Below are 16,826 nucleotides of genomic sequence, written 5' to 3' on the forward strand. Positions count from 1 at the left end.
TCAGGTGAAGTCCTTGAGGATTTCGCCCACACCCGACGGTGAAATTTCAAACCCCAACGTGGTGCCGGGGTTGACCGCCACGCCGTAACCGCCCGGTACGCGGCGCAATACGTCCAGCATCGGCCAGCGCAGCGTGTGCGGCGCCTGCTGGGTGTGGAAGCCGACACGCGCCCTGTCGGTGAACACCGCCACGTGCAGCACGCCCCGCTTGTCGAACAGCAGCGGGTCGAAACCGCTGCCGTCGGGCGTGACCAGGCTGCCGGTCAGCAGCACCACCTCGGAGGCGACGAAGGCCTGCATGAAGGCCTTGATCGGCACCGCACCGTCCATGGCCGCCTTCAGCAGCGTTTCGAGCGGGGTCTGCGGGGGAAGCGTATCCATGGCGTGCGGTATCCGGCGGGGCGAGGATTGTACCGTCGGTGCCGCACGGCAACCGTAGGAGCGGCTTCAGCCGCGATGGGGCTTTCCCATCTGAATCCCCACGCGTGGACATGCGGGCCGGGAGGATCCGCGGGCAGGCCCCTTCGCGGCTGAAGCCGCTCCTACCAAGCCGGTGCGTCAGCGCTGCAGGCGCGCGGCGCGGGCCGCCTGGCCGGCCATCGCACCGCGTCCAGCTGCGCCTGCAGCGCCGGCTGCCGCACGTCGGCGTCGAGCACGAACACCTTCGCGCCATGCGCGGGCACCGTCGCCGTCAGCACGTCGCGCACCGTACGCGAGCCGCCATCCAGCGCGTCGCGCCAGGTACCGGGCTGCAGGTAGCGGCGCACCTCGAAGGTCCGCGCCGCGTCGCCCTTGTTCAGCAGCACCAGCGCGGTCTGCGCGGTGCCGCCATGCTGCAGCACGCGGTAGAACACCGCCTGGTCGCCGTGCAGGCGCTCGTTGACCTGCAGGCCGCGCTGCAGCGCCGGGGTGGCCTCGCGCAGGCGGGCGATACGCTGCAGCGGCGCGAAGACCGGACTGCGCGGCGCCGCGTCGATGCGTTGCTGGCCGAAGTAGGCGCGGTTGCCGGCGTGCTCGGCGCGGCCGCGCATGAAGCCGGTTTCCGAGCCGTAGTAGATCACCGGAATGCCGCGTGCGGTGAACAGCCAGTTGTGCGCGTCGATGAAGCCGGTGTCGCTGGCGTCCAGCCGCGCCATGTCGTGGTTGTCGTAGAACGTCATCAGTTCGTACGGGTTGGCATACGGGCCGCCGCTCAGGTGCAACGGTTCGGCCAGCGTCTCGAAGCCCTTCTGTTCCTTGCCGAACGCCGCCGACAATGCGCCACGCAGCGGGAAATCCAGCACGCTGACGTTGGCGTTGGCCGGCCAGGTGTGCTCGGCGATCCTGCCGGCGTCGTAGTCGAAGGCCTCGCCGAACATGAACATGCCCGGATGCTCGGCGCGGATACGGCCGACGAACTCGTGCCACCACGGGTGCGGCAGCCAGCCGATGGTGTCGATGCGCAGCGCGTCCACGCCCTGCGCGGTCCATTGCAGGTAGGCACTGACCAGGTAATCCATCACCGCCGGGTTGTGCTGGTTGAAGTCGGACAGCTCGGCGAGGTTGCCGTCGAAGATCGAGCCTTTTTCGCCATCGACCGGGCCGATGGTGTTGTAGAAGGCGTGCAGCGGGTTGTGCTGTGGGTCCAGCTGCTGCGGCGGCAGGTTCTGATGGTCGGCCACCAATTTGCCATCCTTGTCGAACAGCTGGCCGAACTGCGGCTGGGCGACCGGCATCGTCCACGCCGGCGAGCCGTGGTTGCCGACGATGTCCAGCACCACCTTCAGCCCGGTCGCGTGCAGGCCGCGGGTGAGACCGGAAAAATCCAGATCCCTGCTCGGCAGGTGTTCGTCGAGCTTATAGAAATTGATGCCCCAGTAACCGTGGTAGCCGGTCTTGCCGCGATCGGTCAGGCTGCTGTTGCAGCTGATCTCCTTGCTGCCGGTGAACGCCTCGTCCGGATTGTCGATGATCGGCGTGATCCACACCGCGCCGAAGCCGAGCTTGCGAATATAGGCGGCGTTGTCGAGCACGCCTTTGAAATCGCCGCCGAGGTAGCCGATGTTGCCGTCGATGCCGTCCGCGCAATGCACCGGGATGTCGAAGGTGCGGTGTTCGCCGCCCTGGTCGCGATGATCGTTGCTTTCGTCGCCATTGACGAAGCGGTCGGTGACGACAAAATACACCGCGTCGCCGGCGAACGGCTCGGTGGTGCCGACGTAATCGGGGCGCTGGCCGGCGAAGGTCGAGCCGGCGAGCAACGCAAGGGAGACTGCAACGGACAGACGCACACGCATCACACCACCTCCGGACGCGACGGAACCCGCAGCACGCACAGGCCGGCGACGAACAGGCTGCACCCGCCCAGCACCAGCACGTGCATCGGCACGCCGCCCAGCCACGCGCGCAGCGCGAAGCCAAGCGCACTGGCGGCCACCAGCTGCGGGATCACGATGAAGAAATTGAAGATGCCCATGTACACGCCCATCTTCTTCGCCGGCACGCTGTCGGACAGCAGTGCATACGGCAGCGACAGGATCGAGGCCCAGGCGAAACCGACGCCGAGCATCGACAGCAGCAGCCACTGCGGATCACGGATGAACATCAGCGACACCAGCCCGATGCCGCCCAGCCACAGGTTGAGCAGGTGGCTCCAGCGCAAGCCAAGCGCCCGCACCATCAGCGGAATCAGCAGCGCCGCCAGCGCGGCAAAACCGTTGTAGGCACCGAACAGCACGCCCACCCAGTTGGCGCCCTCGTTGTAGGCCGCCGACTGCGGATCGATGGAACCGAAGTGGGTGCCGGCCACCGCAGCGGTGGTGTAGATCCACATCGCGAACAGCGCGAACCACGAGAAGAACTGCACCCATGCCAGCCGCCGCATCGTCAGCGGCATCGCGCGCAGGTCGCCGACGATGGCCGCCAGCATGTGCGTGCCCGGCAGCACCCGCGCCAGCATCAGCAGCACGCCGTAGGCGGCGCACAGGCCAGCCAGCACGTAGAGCATCCTGTCGCCCTGCCGCCATGCGATCAGCACTGCCAGCACCACGCCCAGCAGCAGCCAGAAACCGGCCTGTACCCACGACGGTACGCCCTCCGCGGCAACCGCGCGGTGTTCGGCGGCAGGCTCGGCATCGTCGAACGCGGCCAGCTCGGCCGGCGAATATTCGCGCGTGCTGAACACCGTCCACGCGATCGCCGCCAGCAGTACCGCCGAGCCGAAGTAGAACGCGTAGCGCACCGTGTCCGGCACTTCGCCCGGCGCGGCGGTGTTGGCCACGCCCCGGTGCGCCAGCAGGTAGGGCAGCAGGCTGGCGACGATGGCGCCGACGCCGATGAAGAAGCTCTGCATCGCATAGCCGGCCGGGCGCTGGCGCGGCGCCAGCTGGTCGCCGACGAAGGCGCGGAACGGCTCCATCGACACGTTGATCGAGGCGTCCAGCACCCACAGCGTGCCGGCGGCGATCCACAGCGTCGGCGAATTGGGCATCAGCAGCAGCGCCAGCGTGGTCAACACCGCGCCGGCCATGAAGAACGGCCGGCGCCGACCCCAGCGGGTCCAGGTGCGGTCGGACAGGTAGCCGACCACCGGCTGCACCAGCAACCCGGTCAGCGGCGCGGCGATCCACAGTCCCGGCACCGCCTCCATCGATGCGCCCAGCGTTTCGAAGATGCGGCTGGCATTGGCGTTCTGCAGCGCGAAGCCGAACTGGATGCCGAGGAACCCGAAACACATGTTCCAGATCTGCCAGAACGACAGCTGCGGTTTGCTTTTCATCAAGCGCTTCCCCCCTCCGGGAATCACGGATGCGATGTGCGGCGCCGATGCGCCCGGGCCATGGTAGAGGCCGCCCGGCGGATGCGCACTGCCGGTGCATACGTATTCAGTGCCGCTACCGTCAATGACGCTCCGCACCAACTGGAATAGTGGCGGCACCTGCTTCCCGTTCCTGCATTCCGGAGTCGCTACCCGTCATGGCCGCGCCAAGCCCGTCCTCCCGTCTTTTCCGCATGAAACTCGCCTCCGTCCTGCTGCTGGCCGGCCTTCCCGCCGCGCATGCAGCCGATCTGGCCCGCGTCGGTTCGCCCGGGGAGGTGCTCGCGGTCGCGCTCGAATCGCAGCACGAAGGGCGCATCGCCTACCGCGTCGAACGCAGGGGCCAGGCGGTGATCGCGCCGTCGCGGCTGGGCTTCCTGCTCGGCGACGGGCGGCTGGAGCGCAACCTCGAACTGGTCGGGCAATCCCGCCGCAGCGTCGACGAAACCTGGGAACAGCCCTGGGGCGAGCGCCGCCTGACCCGCAACCACTACAACGAACTGCGCGCCCGCTTCGCCGAGAAGCCGCTGGATGCGGCCCATCCCGGGCGCCGCTTCGACGTGGTGTTCCGCGTCTACGACGACGGCGTCGGCTTCCGCTACGAATTCCCGCAGCAGCCGGCGATGCGGGAAGCGCACATCCGCGCGGAGTTGACTGAGTTCGCGCTCGCCCGCCCGGCCACCGCCTGGTGGATTCCCGCCTTCGAGTGGAACCGCGAGGAATACCTGTACCAGCGCACGCCGTTGAAGGAAGTGGGCACGGCGCAGACGCCGCTCACCCTGCGCGACGACAGCGGCCTGCACGTCTCCCTGCACGAAGCGGCGCTGGTGGACTACGCCGGCATGAACCTGGCCCGCGGCGATGGCGACGTGCTGCGCGCCGCGCTCACGCCCGGCAGCGGCGATGCAGCGGTGGTGCGTGCGCTGCCGTTCGAAACCCCATGGCGCACGATCCAGATCGGCGAACGCGCCGGCGACCTGGCCGAATCCAGCCTGATCCTCAACCTCAACGAGCCCAATGCCATCGGCGACGTGAGCTGGTTCACGCCGGCCAAGTATGTGGGCGTGTGGTGGTCGCTGCACCTGGAGACCGAGACCTGGGCGACCGGCCCGAAACACGGCGCCACCACCGCCAACACCCGGCGCTACATCGACTTCGCCGCCGCCAATGGCTTCCGCGGCGTGCTGGTGGAAGGCTGGAACCCCGGCTGGGACGGCAACTGGTTCGCCAATGGCTGGGGCTTCGACTTCACCCGCCCCACCGCCGACTTCGACCTGCCGGGGCTGGCGACGTACGCCGCCGGCAAGGGCGTGCACCTGATCGGCCACCACGAAACCGCCTGCGCGGTGAGCCATTACGAGCGCCAGCTGCCGGCCGCGCTCGACCTGTACGCGCGCAACGGCGTGGACGTGGTCAAGACCGGCTATGTCTGCGATGCCGGCGACATCCAGCGCCAGGACCGCGCAGGCGGCCCGGTCGTGCGCGAGTGGCACGAAGGCCAGTGGATGAGCAACCACCACCTGCGCGTGGTCCAGCAGGCGGCGCAGCGGCACATCGCCATCAACGCGCACGAGCCGATCAAGGACACCGGCCTGCGCCGCACCTGGCCGAACTGGGTGTCGCGCGAGGGCGCGCGCGGCATGGAGTTCAACGCCTGGGGCGATCCGCCGAATCCGCCGGGCCACGAGGCCACGCTGGCGTTCACCCGCATGCTGGCCGGGCCGATGGACTACACCCCCGGCATCCTCAGCCTGAAGGGCCGCAACGGCCTGCCGCTGCGCAGCACCCTGGCCAAGCAGCTGGCGCTGTACGTGGTGCTGTACAGCCCGATCCAGATGGTGGCCGACCTGCCCGAGCACTACGCGCAGCACCCGGACGCCTTCCGGTTCATCAGGGATGTGGCGGTGGACTGGGAGGAAAGCCATGTACTGGACGGCGAGGTCGGCCAGTACGTGACCTTCGCGCGCAAGGCGCGCGGCAGCGGCGAATGGTTCATCGGCAGCGTCGGCGACGATCACCCGCACACACTGGACACGCCGCTGTCCTTCCTCGAACCGGGCCGCCGCTACCGTGCCGAGATCTACCGCGACGGCGACGGCGCCAACTGGCGCGACAAGCCGTTCGCCTTCGTGCGCGAGACCCGGGAAGTCGCCAGCGGCGACCGCATCACCTTGAACCTCGCGCCCGGCGGCGGCGCCGCGATCCGCTTCGTGCCGCTGGACTGATGCGCACTGCCGCGCAGGAGCGCACGTCGGCGCGCTCCTAAACACACCAATCCCATGACCGTCCCACCACCAACGGCGCCCTCGAGGCGCCGTTGCCATCGTTGTCATGCGAAAACCCGGCGCATGCGGCGCAGACCGGCGCATTGAATACGTATGCAGGCCGATTCCACGCCGTTGCCTGCTGATTACCATGCATGACAGTCGCAATCAGGCCGCATCGCATCGGCGACGAACGACCGGAATCCAATCCGGCGCACGCACGCAACAACCAAACGACATCACCTGGGAGAGGGGAGAATGTTGAACACCAAGCGCAACCTGCTGAGCGTGGCGCTCGCGTCCGCGCTGGCCCTGCAGGCCAGCGGCGCCTACGCGCAGAGCACCACCGACGATGGCCAGAAGAAGGCCGACGCCGTCGACCTGGACACCGTCACCGTTACCGGCATCCGCCGCGGCATCGAGAGCGCGATCTCGGTCAAGCGCGATTCCACCTCGATCGTCGAGGCCGTCTCGGCCGAGGACATCGGCAAGCTGCCGGACGTGAGCATCGCCGAGTCCATCGCCCGCCTGCCCGGCCTGGCCGCCCAGCGCGTGGCCGGCCGCGCCCAGGTGATCAGCGTGCGCGGCCTGTCGCCGGACTTCGCCACCACCCTGCTCAACGGCCGCGAGATGGTCAGCACCGGCGACAACCGCAGCGTCGAATTCGACCAGTACCCGTCCGAGCTGATCAGCGGCGTCACCGTGTACAAGACCCCCGACGCCGGCCTGGTCGGCCAGGGCCTGTCCGGCACGCTGGACATGCAGACCGTGCGCCCGCTCAGCTACGGCGAGCGCGTGATCGCCGTCAGCGGCCGCTACCAGAAGAACTCGCTGGGCAAAGCCGCCGGCGTCGACCCTTACGGCAACCGCTTCAACGTCAGCTTCGTGGACAAGTTCGCCGACGACACCCTCGGACTGGCCGTCGGCTATTCGCATTCGGACATGGCCAAGCAGGAGAACCAGGTCGGCCTGTACGAGCCCTGGCAGGCCATTGGCGACAACTGGCGTCCGGGCGTGGCTGCCGGCACGTTCTATTCCGACGGCATCAAGGCGCTGCGCCGCACCGGCAACGCCAGGCGCGACGGGGTGATGGCCACCGTGCAGTTCCGCCCGAACAACGCCTGGACCAGCACGCTCGACGCCTTCTACACCAAGGCCAAGGAATACGACACCGCCAACCAGATGGAAATCCACCTGGGCGACTACAACGGCGGCTATGACCGCCTGCAGGTCAGCGACGCCCTGATCAAGGACGGCACCTTCGTCGGCGGCACCGCGCACAACGTCTATCCGCTGGTGCGCGGCATGTACAACCACCGCGAGGACAGCATCAAGGCCTTCGGCTGGAACAACGAATTCACCTTCGGCGAGGTGCGCCTGGTGGCCGATGTCAGCTGGTCCAAGGCCGAGCGCGACGAGATCAACCTGGAAAACAACCTGCAGTTGCTGCCGGCGCCACAGCTGGATTCGGTGAAGCTGAACTTCGCCGGCGGCAGCTTCCCGCAGTTCACCCCGGGCCTGGACTATTCCGACGCCAGCAAGCTGTACCTGACCAACACCATCTACGGTTCGGGCTATGGCAAGACACCGCATGTGGACGACGAACTGAAGGGCTTCAAGCTGGCGGTCAACTTCCCGGCACCGGCAGGCTTGAGCTGGTTCACCGACGTCGATGCAGGCGTCAATTACGCCGACCGCAGCAAGGACAAGACCCAGGCCGAGGGCAACATCAACCTCGGCGCGCAGGGCGTGACCAGCATCGCATCCGAATTCCAGTACAAGCCGGTCAACCTGGGCTTCGCCGGCGCCGGCTACATTCCGGCCTGGAACGTACCGGCCGCCGTCGCCAAATACATGGTGTTCAATCCGACCACCACCGAGAGCTACCTGATTCCCAAGCAGTGGACGGTGGACGAGGAGATCACCACCACCTTCCTGCGCGCCAACATCAGCACGCAGATCGGCTCGGTCCCGGTGCGCGGCAACATCGGCATCCAGGCGCAGCACGTGCGCCAGTCGTCCAGCTCGAACTACTGGGATGGCGGGCAGCCGGTCGGCAGCCAGGTCATCCCGATCAACGAAGGCAAGAGCTACCTCGACTTCCTGCCCAGCCTGAACCTTGCCTTCGAGCTGCCGGCCGAGAACACGGTCCGCTTCGCGATGGCCCGCCAGGTCGCGCGCCCGCGCGTGGACGAACTGCGCGCGTCGATGGAATTCGGCGTGGATACCAACACCGGCAAGCCTGGCGCCAGCGGCGGCAACCCCAACCTGGACCCGTGGGTGGCCAACGCGGTCGACCTGTCCTGGGAAAAATACTTCGGCAACAAGGCCTATGTGGCCGCCGCGGTGTTCTACAAGGACCTGAAGACCTACATCTACACCGAGAAACGCGACGGCTACGACTTCACCCAGCAGGTCGACGCGTGGCTGGAAGCCAACGGCGTCACCCTGCCGCCGGGCATCGTGGTGGACAAGACCGGCTACTACACCGCGCCGTTCAACGGCAGCGGCGGCAGCCTGCGCGGCGCGGAACTGACCGCTTCGCTGCCGCTGGACCTGTTCACCGATGCCCTGCGCGGCTTCGGCATGGTGGCCAGCGCCAGCTTCAACGACAGCGACATCACCATCCCGCCGGATCCGGGCACAGTCTCCAGCGTCGGCAGCGATCCGATCATGCTGCCGGGCCTGTCCAAGCGCGTGTACAACTTCACCGCCTACTACGAGAACGACGGCTTCGAAGTGCGCCTGAACCAGCGCAGGCGCTCGGACTTCATCGGCGAGATCGGCAACTTCAACGGCAACCGCACCCTGCGCTACGTCAAGGGCGAGAACGTGCTGGACGCGCAGATCGGCTACAGCTTCGGCGACGGCACGATGTTCAGGGGCCTGAGCCTGTTCCTGCAGGCCAGCAACCTGACCAACTCCAGATACGAGACCTATGCCGGCAGCAAGGACCGCCCGCTGGAAACCGTGGAATGGGGCCGCAGCTACCAGATCGGCGTGAACTACAAGTTCTGATCCGCCGCCGGCTGTTCCGCGACACCACGGCCCGCTGCGCAAGCAGCGGGCTTTTTCGTGCCCGGTGTGTGTGCCATCGAGCCATCGAACGGATGCGAACCGTCGCCCCATGTTCTTCCGTAGGAGCGACTTCAGTCGCGAAAGAGCCTTCCGCGCGATGCCCCGGTCGCGACTGAAGTCGCTCCTACGAAGAGCACCATTGCCTGCACGGGTCCTATCCGTGGCCGACGCGCAGGCAGCAGACCTTTTGTGCGTGGAGTGCTGGATGCGGAGAATGCCTTGGATTGGACGCCGCAATATCCAACGAAGATGCCAGCAGATAGAGCAGCAACTGGCTCACCTTCCCTGCCCTCGTAGGAACGACTTCAGTCGCGAAGGAGCCTTCCACGCAATGCCTTGGTCGCGACTGAAGTCGCTCCTACGAAGAGCGCCACCGCCTGCACCGCTCCTATCCATGGCCGACGCGCAGGCAGTAGACCATTCGTGCGTGGGTGCTGGGTACGGAGAGTACCTTGGATTGGACACCGCAATTTCCAACGAAGATGCCATCAGATAGAGCAGCAACCGGCTCACCCTCCCTGCCCTCGTAGGAGCGACTTCAGTCGCGAAGGAGCCTTCCGCGCAATCCCCCGGTCGCGACTGAAGTCGCTCCTACGAAGAGCGCCATCGCCTGCACGGGTCTTATCCGTGACCGACGCGCAGGCAGCAGACCTTTCGTGCGTGGAGTGCTGGATGCGGAGAATGCCTTGGATTGGACACCGCGATATCCAACGACAAGATGCGGCACACAGAGCAGCACCCGGCTCACCCTCCCTGCTCTCGTAGGAGCGACTTCAGTCGCGAAGGGGCCTTCCGCGCAATCCTCGGTCGCGACTGAAGTCGCTCCTACGAAGAGCGCAATCACCTGCACTGGCCCTATTCGTGACTGCCATGAAGGCAGCAGGCCTTTCGTGCGTGGGGTGCTGGGCACGGAGAGTGTCTTGGACTTAACACCGCAATATCCAACGACAAGACGCGGCAGACAGAGCAGCGCCCGGCTTCGCCCTTCCTGCGTTCGTAGGAGCGACTTCAGTCGCGAAGGAGCCTTCCACACAATCCCCGGTCGCGACTTAAGTCGCTCCTACGAAGAGCGTGCCATCCGTGCACCCACGTGCGTTCCAAGCGACGCCCAGCAAAATGGGCGGAGATCGCTCTTCGCCCTGCTCCACCGCGTCGTCTATCGAACCGGTCAGCCTCGCCGTGCGCAGTACACCGCGTGCGCCGGCAACACCAGTTCGCCGCCATCGGCACGACCAGAGACGGGGCCGGGCACGTGCAGCGCCTGCCATCGGCCGGCCGGCAGCGCGTGCCGCACCGGTGCGGACGACAGGTTGAAGGCCAGCAGCAGGGTCTCGCCGTCCAGCGAGCGCTCGAACAGCAGCACCGGTTCTGCGCTGTCGAGGAAACGGATCGCGCCGCCCGTTAGGGCGGGCTGCGTGTGGCGCCAGGCCAGGAACGCGCGGAAGGCATTGAGCACCGAATCCGGGTCGGCTTCCTGCGCCTGAACCGACAGCGCGCGGTGCTCGGCCGGGATCGGCAGCCATGGCCGGCCGCTGCTGAAACCGGCCAGTTCGTCGCCGGTCCATGGCATCGGCGTGCGGCAGCCGTCGCGGCCCTTGAAGTTCGGCCAGAAGGTGATGCCGTAGGGATCGCGCAGCGCCTCGAACGGCACGTCGGCTTCACCCAGGCCCAGTTCCTCGCCCTGGTAGATGCAGACCGAACCGCGCAACGAGCACACCAGCGCGGCCAGCATCTTGGCCATCGCCGGCTCGGCCGAGGTGCCGGCCGGGCGGTTGCCCCAGCGCGTCACCGCGCGCTGCACGTCGTGGTTGGACACGGCCCAGCACGGCCAGCCATCGCGCATCGTCGCTTCCAGCTTCTCCACCGTGGCGCGGATGTAGCCGGCGCTGTAGTCGTCCACCAGCAGCTCGAAGCTGTAGCCCATGTGCAGGCGGCCCGGCGCGGTGTATTCGGCGGTGGTCGCCAGCGAATCCTCCGAGGAAATCTCGCCCAGCGTCACCGCGCCGGGGTACTGGTCCAGCAGCGCGCGCAGGCGCTCGAGGAAGCCGACGTTCTCCGGCCGGGTGTTGTTGTAGTAGTGGTACTGGAACGCATACGGGTTGTCCGGGCTGAAGCCGCGGCCGACGCGCTCGCTCTCCGGCTTGGCCGGGTTGTCGCGCAGCTGCGCGTCGTGGAAACAGAAGTTGATCGAATCCAGGCGGAAGCCATCGACGCCGCGGTCCAGCCAGAACGTCACGTAGTCCAGCGTGGCCTGCTGCACCGCCGGGTTGTGGAAGTTCAGGTCCGGTTGCGAGGACAGGAAGTTGTGCAGGTAGTACTGGCGCCGGCGCGGCTCCCACTTCCAGGCCACGCCGCCGAAGATCGACAGCCAGTTGTTGGGCGGCGTGCCATCGGCGCGCGCGTCGGCCCACACGTACCAGTCGGCCCTGGGGTTGTCGCGGTTCTGCCGGCTTTCGCGGAACCAGTCGTGCTGGTCGGAGGTGTGGCTGAACACCTGGTCGATCATCACCTTCAGGCCCAGCGCATGCGCCTTCGCCAGCAGGCGGTCGAAGTCGTCCAGGGTGCCGAACAGCGGATCGACGTCGCGCTGGTCGGCGATGTCGTAGCCGAAATCGGCCATCGGCGAGCGGAAGAATGGCGATACCCAGATCGCATCCACGCCCAGCGAGGCGACATAGTCGAGCCGGTCGATGATGCCCGGCAGGTCGCCGACGCCGTCGCCGTCGGTGTCCAGGAAGCTGCGCGGGTAGATCTGGTAGATGACGGCGCCCCGCCACCAGGGAGTGTTCGACATCGAGCGCCCCTCCGGGCTGTGCGTGCCCGCGGCGGGGCATGGATGAACCCGGCCAGCTTAGCTGCGGCACCGGAGCCATGGAGCGCTGTGCATACGTATTCACGGCCGCGCGGGCGCTCACGCCCGGTCGTCGGCGGCACCGCCTATAATTCCCCCACGCCCCCCGACGCTACCGCATGAGCATCGCCGAAGACCTCCGCCCCGCGCTGGGCCTGCCCGCCATCCAGACCCTGGCCGCTCCGGACATGGCCGCCGTCGATGCCCTGATCCGCCATCGCCTGTCCTCGGACGTGGTGCTGATCAACCAGATCGCCGACCACATCACCTCCGCCGGCGGCAAGCGCCTGCGGCCGATGCTGGTGATGCTGGCCGGTCACGCCGCCGGCGGCGCCGGCCCCGAGCACCACCAGCTGGCGGCGATCATCGAGTTCATCCACACCTCCACCCTGCTGCACGACGACGTGGTGGACGAGTCGGACCTGCGCCGCGGGCGCAGCACCGCCAACGCGCTGTGGGGCAACGCGCCCAGCGTGCTGGTCGGCGATTTCCTGTATTCGCGCAGCTTCCAGCTGATGGTCGAACTGGACCGCATGCCGGTGATGCGCATCCTGGCCGACACCACCAACCGCATCGCCGAAGGCGAGGTGCTGCAGCTGCTGCACGTCCACAACCCGGACACCGACGAGGCCGCCTACCTGCGCGTGATCGAGCGCAAGACCGCGGTGCTGTTCGCCGCCGGCACCCGCCTGGGCGCGCTGGCCAGCGGCGCCGGCGAGGCCGTGCAGCAGCAGCTGTACGACTACGGCATGGCCCTGGGCTATGCGTTCCAGATCGCCGACGACGTGCTGGACTACTCGGCCAACGCCGAGGAGCTGGGCAAGAACCTGGGCGACGACCTGGCCGAGGGCAAGGCCACGCTGCCGCTGATCCACGCGATGGCGCACTCGGATGCCGCCGTGCGCGGGCGCCTGCGCGAAATCGTGCAGGACGGCGATGCCGAGGCGATGCCCGAAGTGCTGGCCGCGATCCGCGCGACCGGCGGCCTGGAATACAGCCGCCAGCGCGCGGTGGAATACGCCGATGCTGCCGAGCGCGCGCTCGACGGCCTGCCCGAAAGCGACGCGGTCGCCGCCCTGCGCGGCCTGGCCCGCTACGCAGTCGAACGCAGCCACTGACCCCGCTTCCGTAGGAGCGGCTTCAGCCGCGAAGAGGCTTTCCCCGGATACTTCCCGAGAGCCGGGTTTTGTCGAGAAAGCCCCTTCGCGGCTGAAGCCGCTCCTACGGGAACTCCCACGGGAAGCATCGATCATGTCCAATGGCTTCAGCGACGACGAGCGTGCGGTACTGCTGGCGGTGAAAGGCGTCGGCGCCACTGTGGTCGCCCGGCTGGAACAACTGGGCTTCGCCTCGCTGGCGCAGCTGGCCGGCGCCGAGGCGGCGGATATCGTCAGCCAGGCCTCGGCGATGCTCGGCAGCAGCTGCTGGCGCAACAGCCCGCAGGCGCGCGCCGCGATCGAAGGCGCGATAGAAGCCGCCCGCCGCCACGCCTGCCGGTAAGAGCGCCATCGGTCGCAACGGCAAAAGCCTGCCAGCGCCCCGTCGGCGCAGGCTCAACCTTTCGCCATGAGGCCTGTCTCCTGCCGGTAGAGGAATCGGGATGGGGGATAACGATCCGCCGATGCCCAAGGCATCACGGACGCCGCTCTCCGGCACCGGGCTTTGCAGGTCAGCTCGCTCCTAACCCGCTCCTAACCCGCTCCTAACCCACTTCACCCCATCTGCCGCATCACCTGCCCGGGCGTGATCCCGAACCGCCGCTTGAAGGCCGTGCAGAAATTCGCGCTGCTGGTATAGCCGGCATGCTGCGCCACCCACGCGAGGCTGTCCCTGCCCCGCAGCAACCGCTCGTGGGCCTGCTGCAACCTGCGCTCGCGCAGGTAGGCCACCACCGTGATGCCGAAGGTGGCGCGGAACGCCTGCTGCAACGAGGTCGGATTGCTGCCGACGTGACGCGCCATGCGCTGCAGGCTCCAGCCATCGGCTTGCCCGCTGTCGAGCAGGGCGCGCAGGGCCTGCAGGCGCCGCCGCTGGCCCGGGCCGGGAGCGGCCGCGGCCGGTGCCTCGCCGGCAATGACCGAACATGCCTCGGTCACGATGTCCAGGCAGCGCGCCTCGCGGTGCATGTCCAGCAGGCAGGGCAGCAGCGGCGGCGGGCGCAGGATGGCCTCGGCGGCGGACAGCGCATGGGCGCTGGGCGTCCACGGCGTCGTGGCCATGTGCTCGCGCAGGAAACGCTGCAGCGCCTTGCCCGCGTCGGCGGACAGCAGGCCGCTGGACGCTATCCACTCCGGCTTGAGCGTGATGACCACCTTGCGCTCGGCCCTGCCCGCCTGCCAGCGGCGGCGGAATCGGTCCGGCTCGGCGAAATTCACCAGCGCCCCGGCGTTGCCGCCGCGCGGCCGCCCGGCATCGTCGCAGGGGCCCAGGCGGAAACGGTGGCTGCCATAGCCCAGTTCGCTGGCGCCATCGACCAGCAACGCGATCTTGATCCCCGGCCAGTTCTCCGCCTCGGTCTCCAGGGTCTGCAGGTCGTGCGCCTCGGTGCAATGCAGTACCAGGCCGTTGCGCAGTTCGCGGGTGCGCATGCGCCCGGCCAGCAGCGGCAGGTCGTCCTCGGGCTCGCGGCTGAACAGGTAGCCGCTGCCGAGCAGGTCCATGCCTGTCAGCAGGTCGTCGCGGCGCACGACGTCGCCTTCGTCCCCATCCCGATCCATTGTCTTGCGCAAAGAATTTCCTGCTTCCGGCAAAACCACCGGTTGCCCGCGGTGGCTAGAGTAGCCGGCCCCGGCACCAAATGCGAATCAAAATCATTTGGACATGTCGGAAATTTTCCCGGAAACCAACCGAATCTCCCGATGAAGCACACCCTCCGCCTCACCCCGCTGGCGCTGGCCTGCCTGGCCTGCACCGCCCCCGCCCTGGCCCAATCCCGCGACGACCAGACCCGGTTGCTGGACGCCGTCGTGGTCACCGCGAGCCTGGGCGAGGAACGCGCCGACACCGCGCCGGCCTCCATCACGGTGGTGACCGGCGAGCAGATCGAGCAATCGGCGGCCACCAGCCTGGCCGAGGTGCTGGGCAGGACCGCCGGCGTGCAGAACTACAACGGCGGCGGCCGCGAGAAGCTGACCATCCGCGGGGTGCGCGAATCCAACGGCATCTACACCCTGCTCATGGTGAACGGGAAACGCATTTCCTCCACCGGCGCGCTGTGGCGCGATTCGGACCTGGACATCAGTTCCATCCCGCTCGCCAGCATCGAGCGGGTGGAGATCATCCGCGGCCCGATGTCCGCGCTGTACGGCTCGGACGCCATCGGCGGCGTCATCAACATCATCACCAGGAAGCCGACCCGCGAGTGGCACGGCATGCTCAACGCCGACTACCACCACCTCGACCGCGGCGACGGCAAGGGCCAGTACCGCATCGGCGCGGCGGCCTCCGGTGCCCTGGGCGATACGCTGGGCCTGTCGGTCGCGGCCGAACAGTACGACCGCGACGCCTGGTTCTCGCACGGCAAGGACGCCAGTCCTGCCTATTACATCGAAGGCAAGAAGACCGGCAACCTGCGCTCGACCCTGAGCTGGGCGCCGAGCGAACGCCAGAGCCTGGATCTCGACCTGGGCTACAACAGGGACAAACGCCCCTACGGCGTGACCGACTACCAGTACTACCCCGCCTGGGACTACCTGTACCAGGCCTTCGCCAGCCAGCGCATCGAGCGCCGCAGCTACGGCCTGACCCACTACGGCCACTGGGGCTGGGGCAACACCACGGTGTCGGCGCAGCAGGAAGACAGCGACATCCACGACTACGACTCCGATTTCGACGCGCCGCAGCAGCGCACGCTCGGTGAGAAGAACACCAACCTGCGCGTCCATGCCAACCTCGACGCCGGCATGCACGGCCTGGTCGTCGGCATGGAAACCAACCGCCAGGAAGTGAAGGACGCGGTGTCCTACCAGAACTCGGGCAGCGCATCGGTCGATACCACCTCGGTGTTCGCGCAGGACGACATGCACCTGGCCGAGCGCTGGACGCTGTCGCTGGCCGGCCGCTACGACGACCACGAGGTCTTCGGCGGCCATTTCAGCCCCAAGGCCTACCTGGTGCATGAAATCGGCCCTTCCATCGTCGTGAAGGGCGGCTACGGCCAGGCCTTCAAGGCACCGTCGCTGGCGCAGATGACCCGGGACTACGGCATCGTCAGCTGCGGCGGCGGCTGCACGCTGTGGGGCAACCCCGGGCTGAAGCCGGAGACCAGCGAGAACTACGAACTGGGCATCATCCTGCGCAAGCGCTCGTGGAATGCCGGGGCCACCGTGTTCCAGAACGAGATCGAGGACATGATCAGCCGCACCATCACCTGGGATGCGAACGACAACCCGGTCGCCGCCGAATGGGCCAACCTCGACAAGGTGAGGATCCGCGGCCTGGAGGCCACTGCCGGCGTGGAGATCCTGCCGGCGCTGTCGCTCGATGCGAACGCCACCTGGCTGGATGCGAAGAATCGGCAGACCGGCCTGCGGCTGGAAGAACGACCGCGGCTGCAGGCCAACGCCAGCCTCAACTTCCGACCCAACGACCGGCTCGGCTTCACCCTCGGTACAAGCCACCTGCACGACCAAGTGTACGGCGGCAGGCAACTGCCCGATTACACGCTCGTCAACCTCGGCATGTCCGTCATGCGGGACAAATTCACCGTGAGTGCCGGCGTACGCAACCTGACCGACGTCGATCTGGAGAAGAAGGGAGCCGGTGCCGGCGTGACCTACAACGGCAAGGAACTGGGCCGCAATTACTACCTCGGCCTGAGCTACGACTTCTGACGGCC

At 67.6% G+C, this 16,826-nt stretch carries 9 protein-coding genes and 1 pseudogene; 5 read left to right on the top strand and 5 right to left on the bottom strand.

The window, feature by feature from the left end; translation table 11 throughout:
* The 3 genes and pseudogenes from CQ393_RS06635 to CQ393_RS06645 all read right to left on the bottom strand — a co-directional run bounded on the left by CQ393_RS06635 (position 1) and on the right by CQ393_RS06645 (position 3,757).
* Positions 1-381: an SseB family protein gene (locus CQ393_RS06635; protein WP_153190773.1), complete on the bottom strand. Its 381-nt coding sequence runs from the start codon at positions 379-381 to the stop codon at positions 1-3.
* Between the two features lie 177 nt (positions 382-558).
* Positions 559-2,276: pseudogene (locus CQ393_RS06640) on the bottom strand (alpha-amylase family glycosyl hydrolase).
* On the bottom strand, positions 2,276-3,757 hold the full coding sequence (locus CQ393_RS06645) for an MFS transporter (protein ID WP_153190775.1): 1,482 nt from the start codon (positions 3,755-3,757) through the stop codon (positions 2,276-2,278). Before CQ393_RS06645 ends, CQ393_RS06640 begins: the two are co-directional and overlap by 1 nt.
* Before the next feature lie 233 nt (positions 3,758-3,990).
* Here CQ393_RS06645 and CQ393_RS06650 point away from each other — a divergent pair, with 233 nt between their 5' ends.
* Complete coding sequence (locus CQ393_RS06650; protein ID WP_228114328.1) at positions 3,991-6,021, top strand: glycoside hydrolase family 97 protein; 2,031 nt, start codon at positions 3,991-3,993, stop codon at positions 6,019-6,021.
* Positions 6,022-6,318: 297 nt separating this feature from the next.
* Positions 6,319-9,078, top strand: a complete 2,760-nt coding sequence (locus CQ393_RS06655) for a TonB-dependent receptor (protein WP_153190777.1) — start codon at positions 6,319-6,321, stop codon at positions 9,076-9,078.
* A 1,228-nt stretch (positions 9,079-10,306) separates the two neighbouring features.
* Here CQ393_RS06655 and CQ393_RS06660 read toward each other — a convergent pair.
* Positions 10,307-11,932 carry an alpha-amylase family glycosyl hydrolase gene (locus CQ393_RS06660; RefSeq protein ID WP_153190778.1) on the bottom strand — a complete coding sequence of 542 codons (1,626 nt, stop codon included), beginning with the start codon at positions 11,930-11,932 and terminating at the stop codon, positions 10,307-10,309.
* A gap of 176 nt (positions 11,933-12,108) precedes the next feature.
* Here CQ393_RS06660 and CQ393_RS06665 point away from each other — a divergent pair, with 176 nt between their 5' ends.
* Positions 12,109-13,107, top strand: coding sequence for a polyprenyl synthetase family protein (locus CQ393_RS06665; protein WP_153190779.1), 999 nt, complete (start codon positions 12,109-12,111; stop codon positions 13,105-13,107).
* Between the two features lie 133 nt (positions 13,108-13,240).
* Positions 13,241-13,489, top strand: coding sequence for a helix-hairpin-helix domain-containing protein (locus CQ393_RS06670; protein WP_153190780.1), 249 nt, complete (start codon positions 13,241-13,243; stop codon positions 13,487-13,489).
* A 212-nt stretch (positions 13,490-13,701) separates the two neighbouring features.
* On the opposite strand, the gene CQ393_RS18390 is transcribed toward CQ393_RS06670, so the two are convergent.
* Positions 13,702-14,676 carry a helix-turn-helix transcriptional regulator gene (locus tag CQ393_RS18390; RefSeq protein WP_194269600.1) on the bottom strand — a complete coding sequence of 325 codons (975 nt, stop codon included), beginning with the start codon at positions 14,674-14,676 and terminating at the stop codon, positions 13,702-13,704.
* Between the two features lie 171 nt (positions 14,677-14,847).
* Between CQ393_RS18390 and CQ393_RS06680 the strand changes: the two genes are divergently transcribed.
* Entirely contained in the window at positions 14,848-16,821 is a 1,974-nt protein-coding gene (locus tag CQ393_RS06680) for a TonB-dependent receptor (protein ID WP_153190782.1), read from the top strand.
* The last annotated feature ends 5 nt before the right edge of the window (positions 16,822-16,826 follow it).

The sequence above is a fragment of the Stenotrophomonas sp. MYb238 genome, assembly GCF_009496535.1.
Taxonomy (GTDB): domain Bacteria; phylum Pseudomonadota; class Gammaproteobacteria; order Xanthomonadales; family Xanthomonadaceae; genus Stenotrophomonas.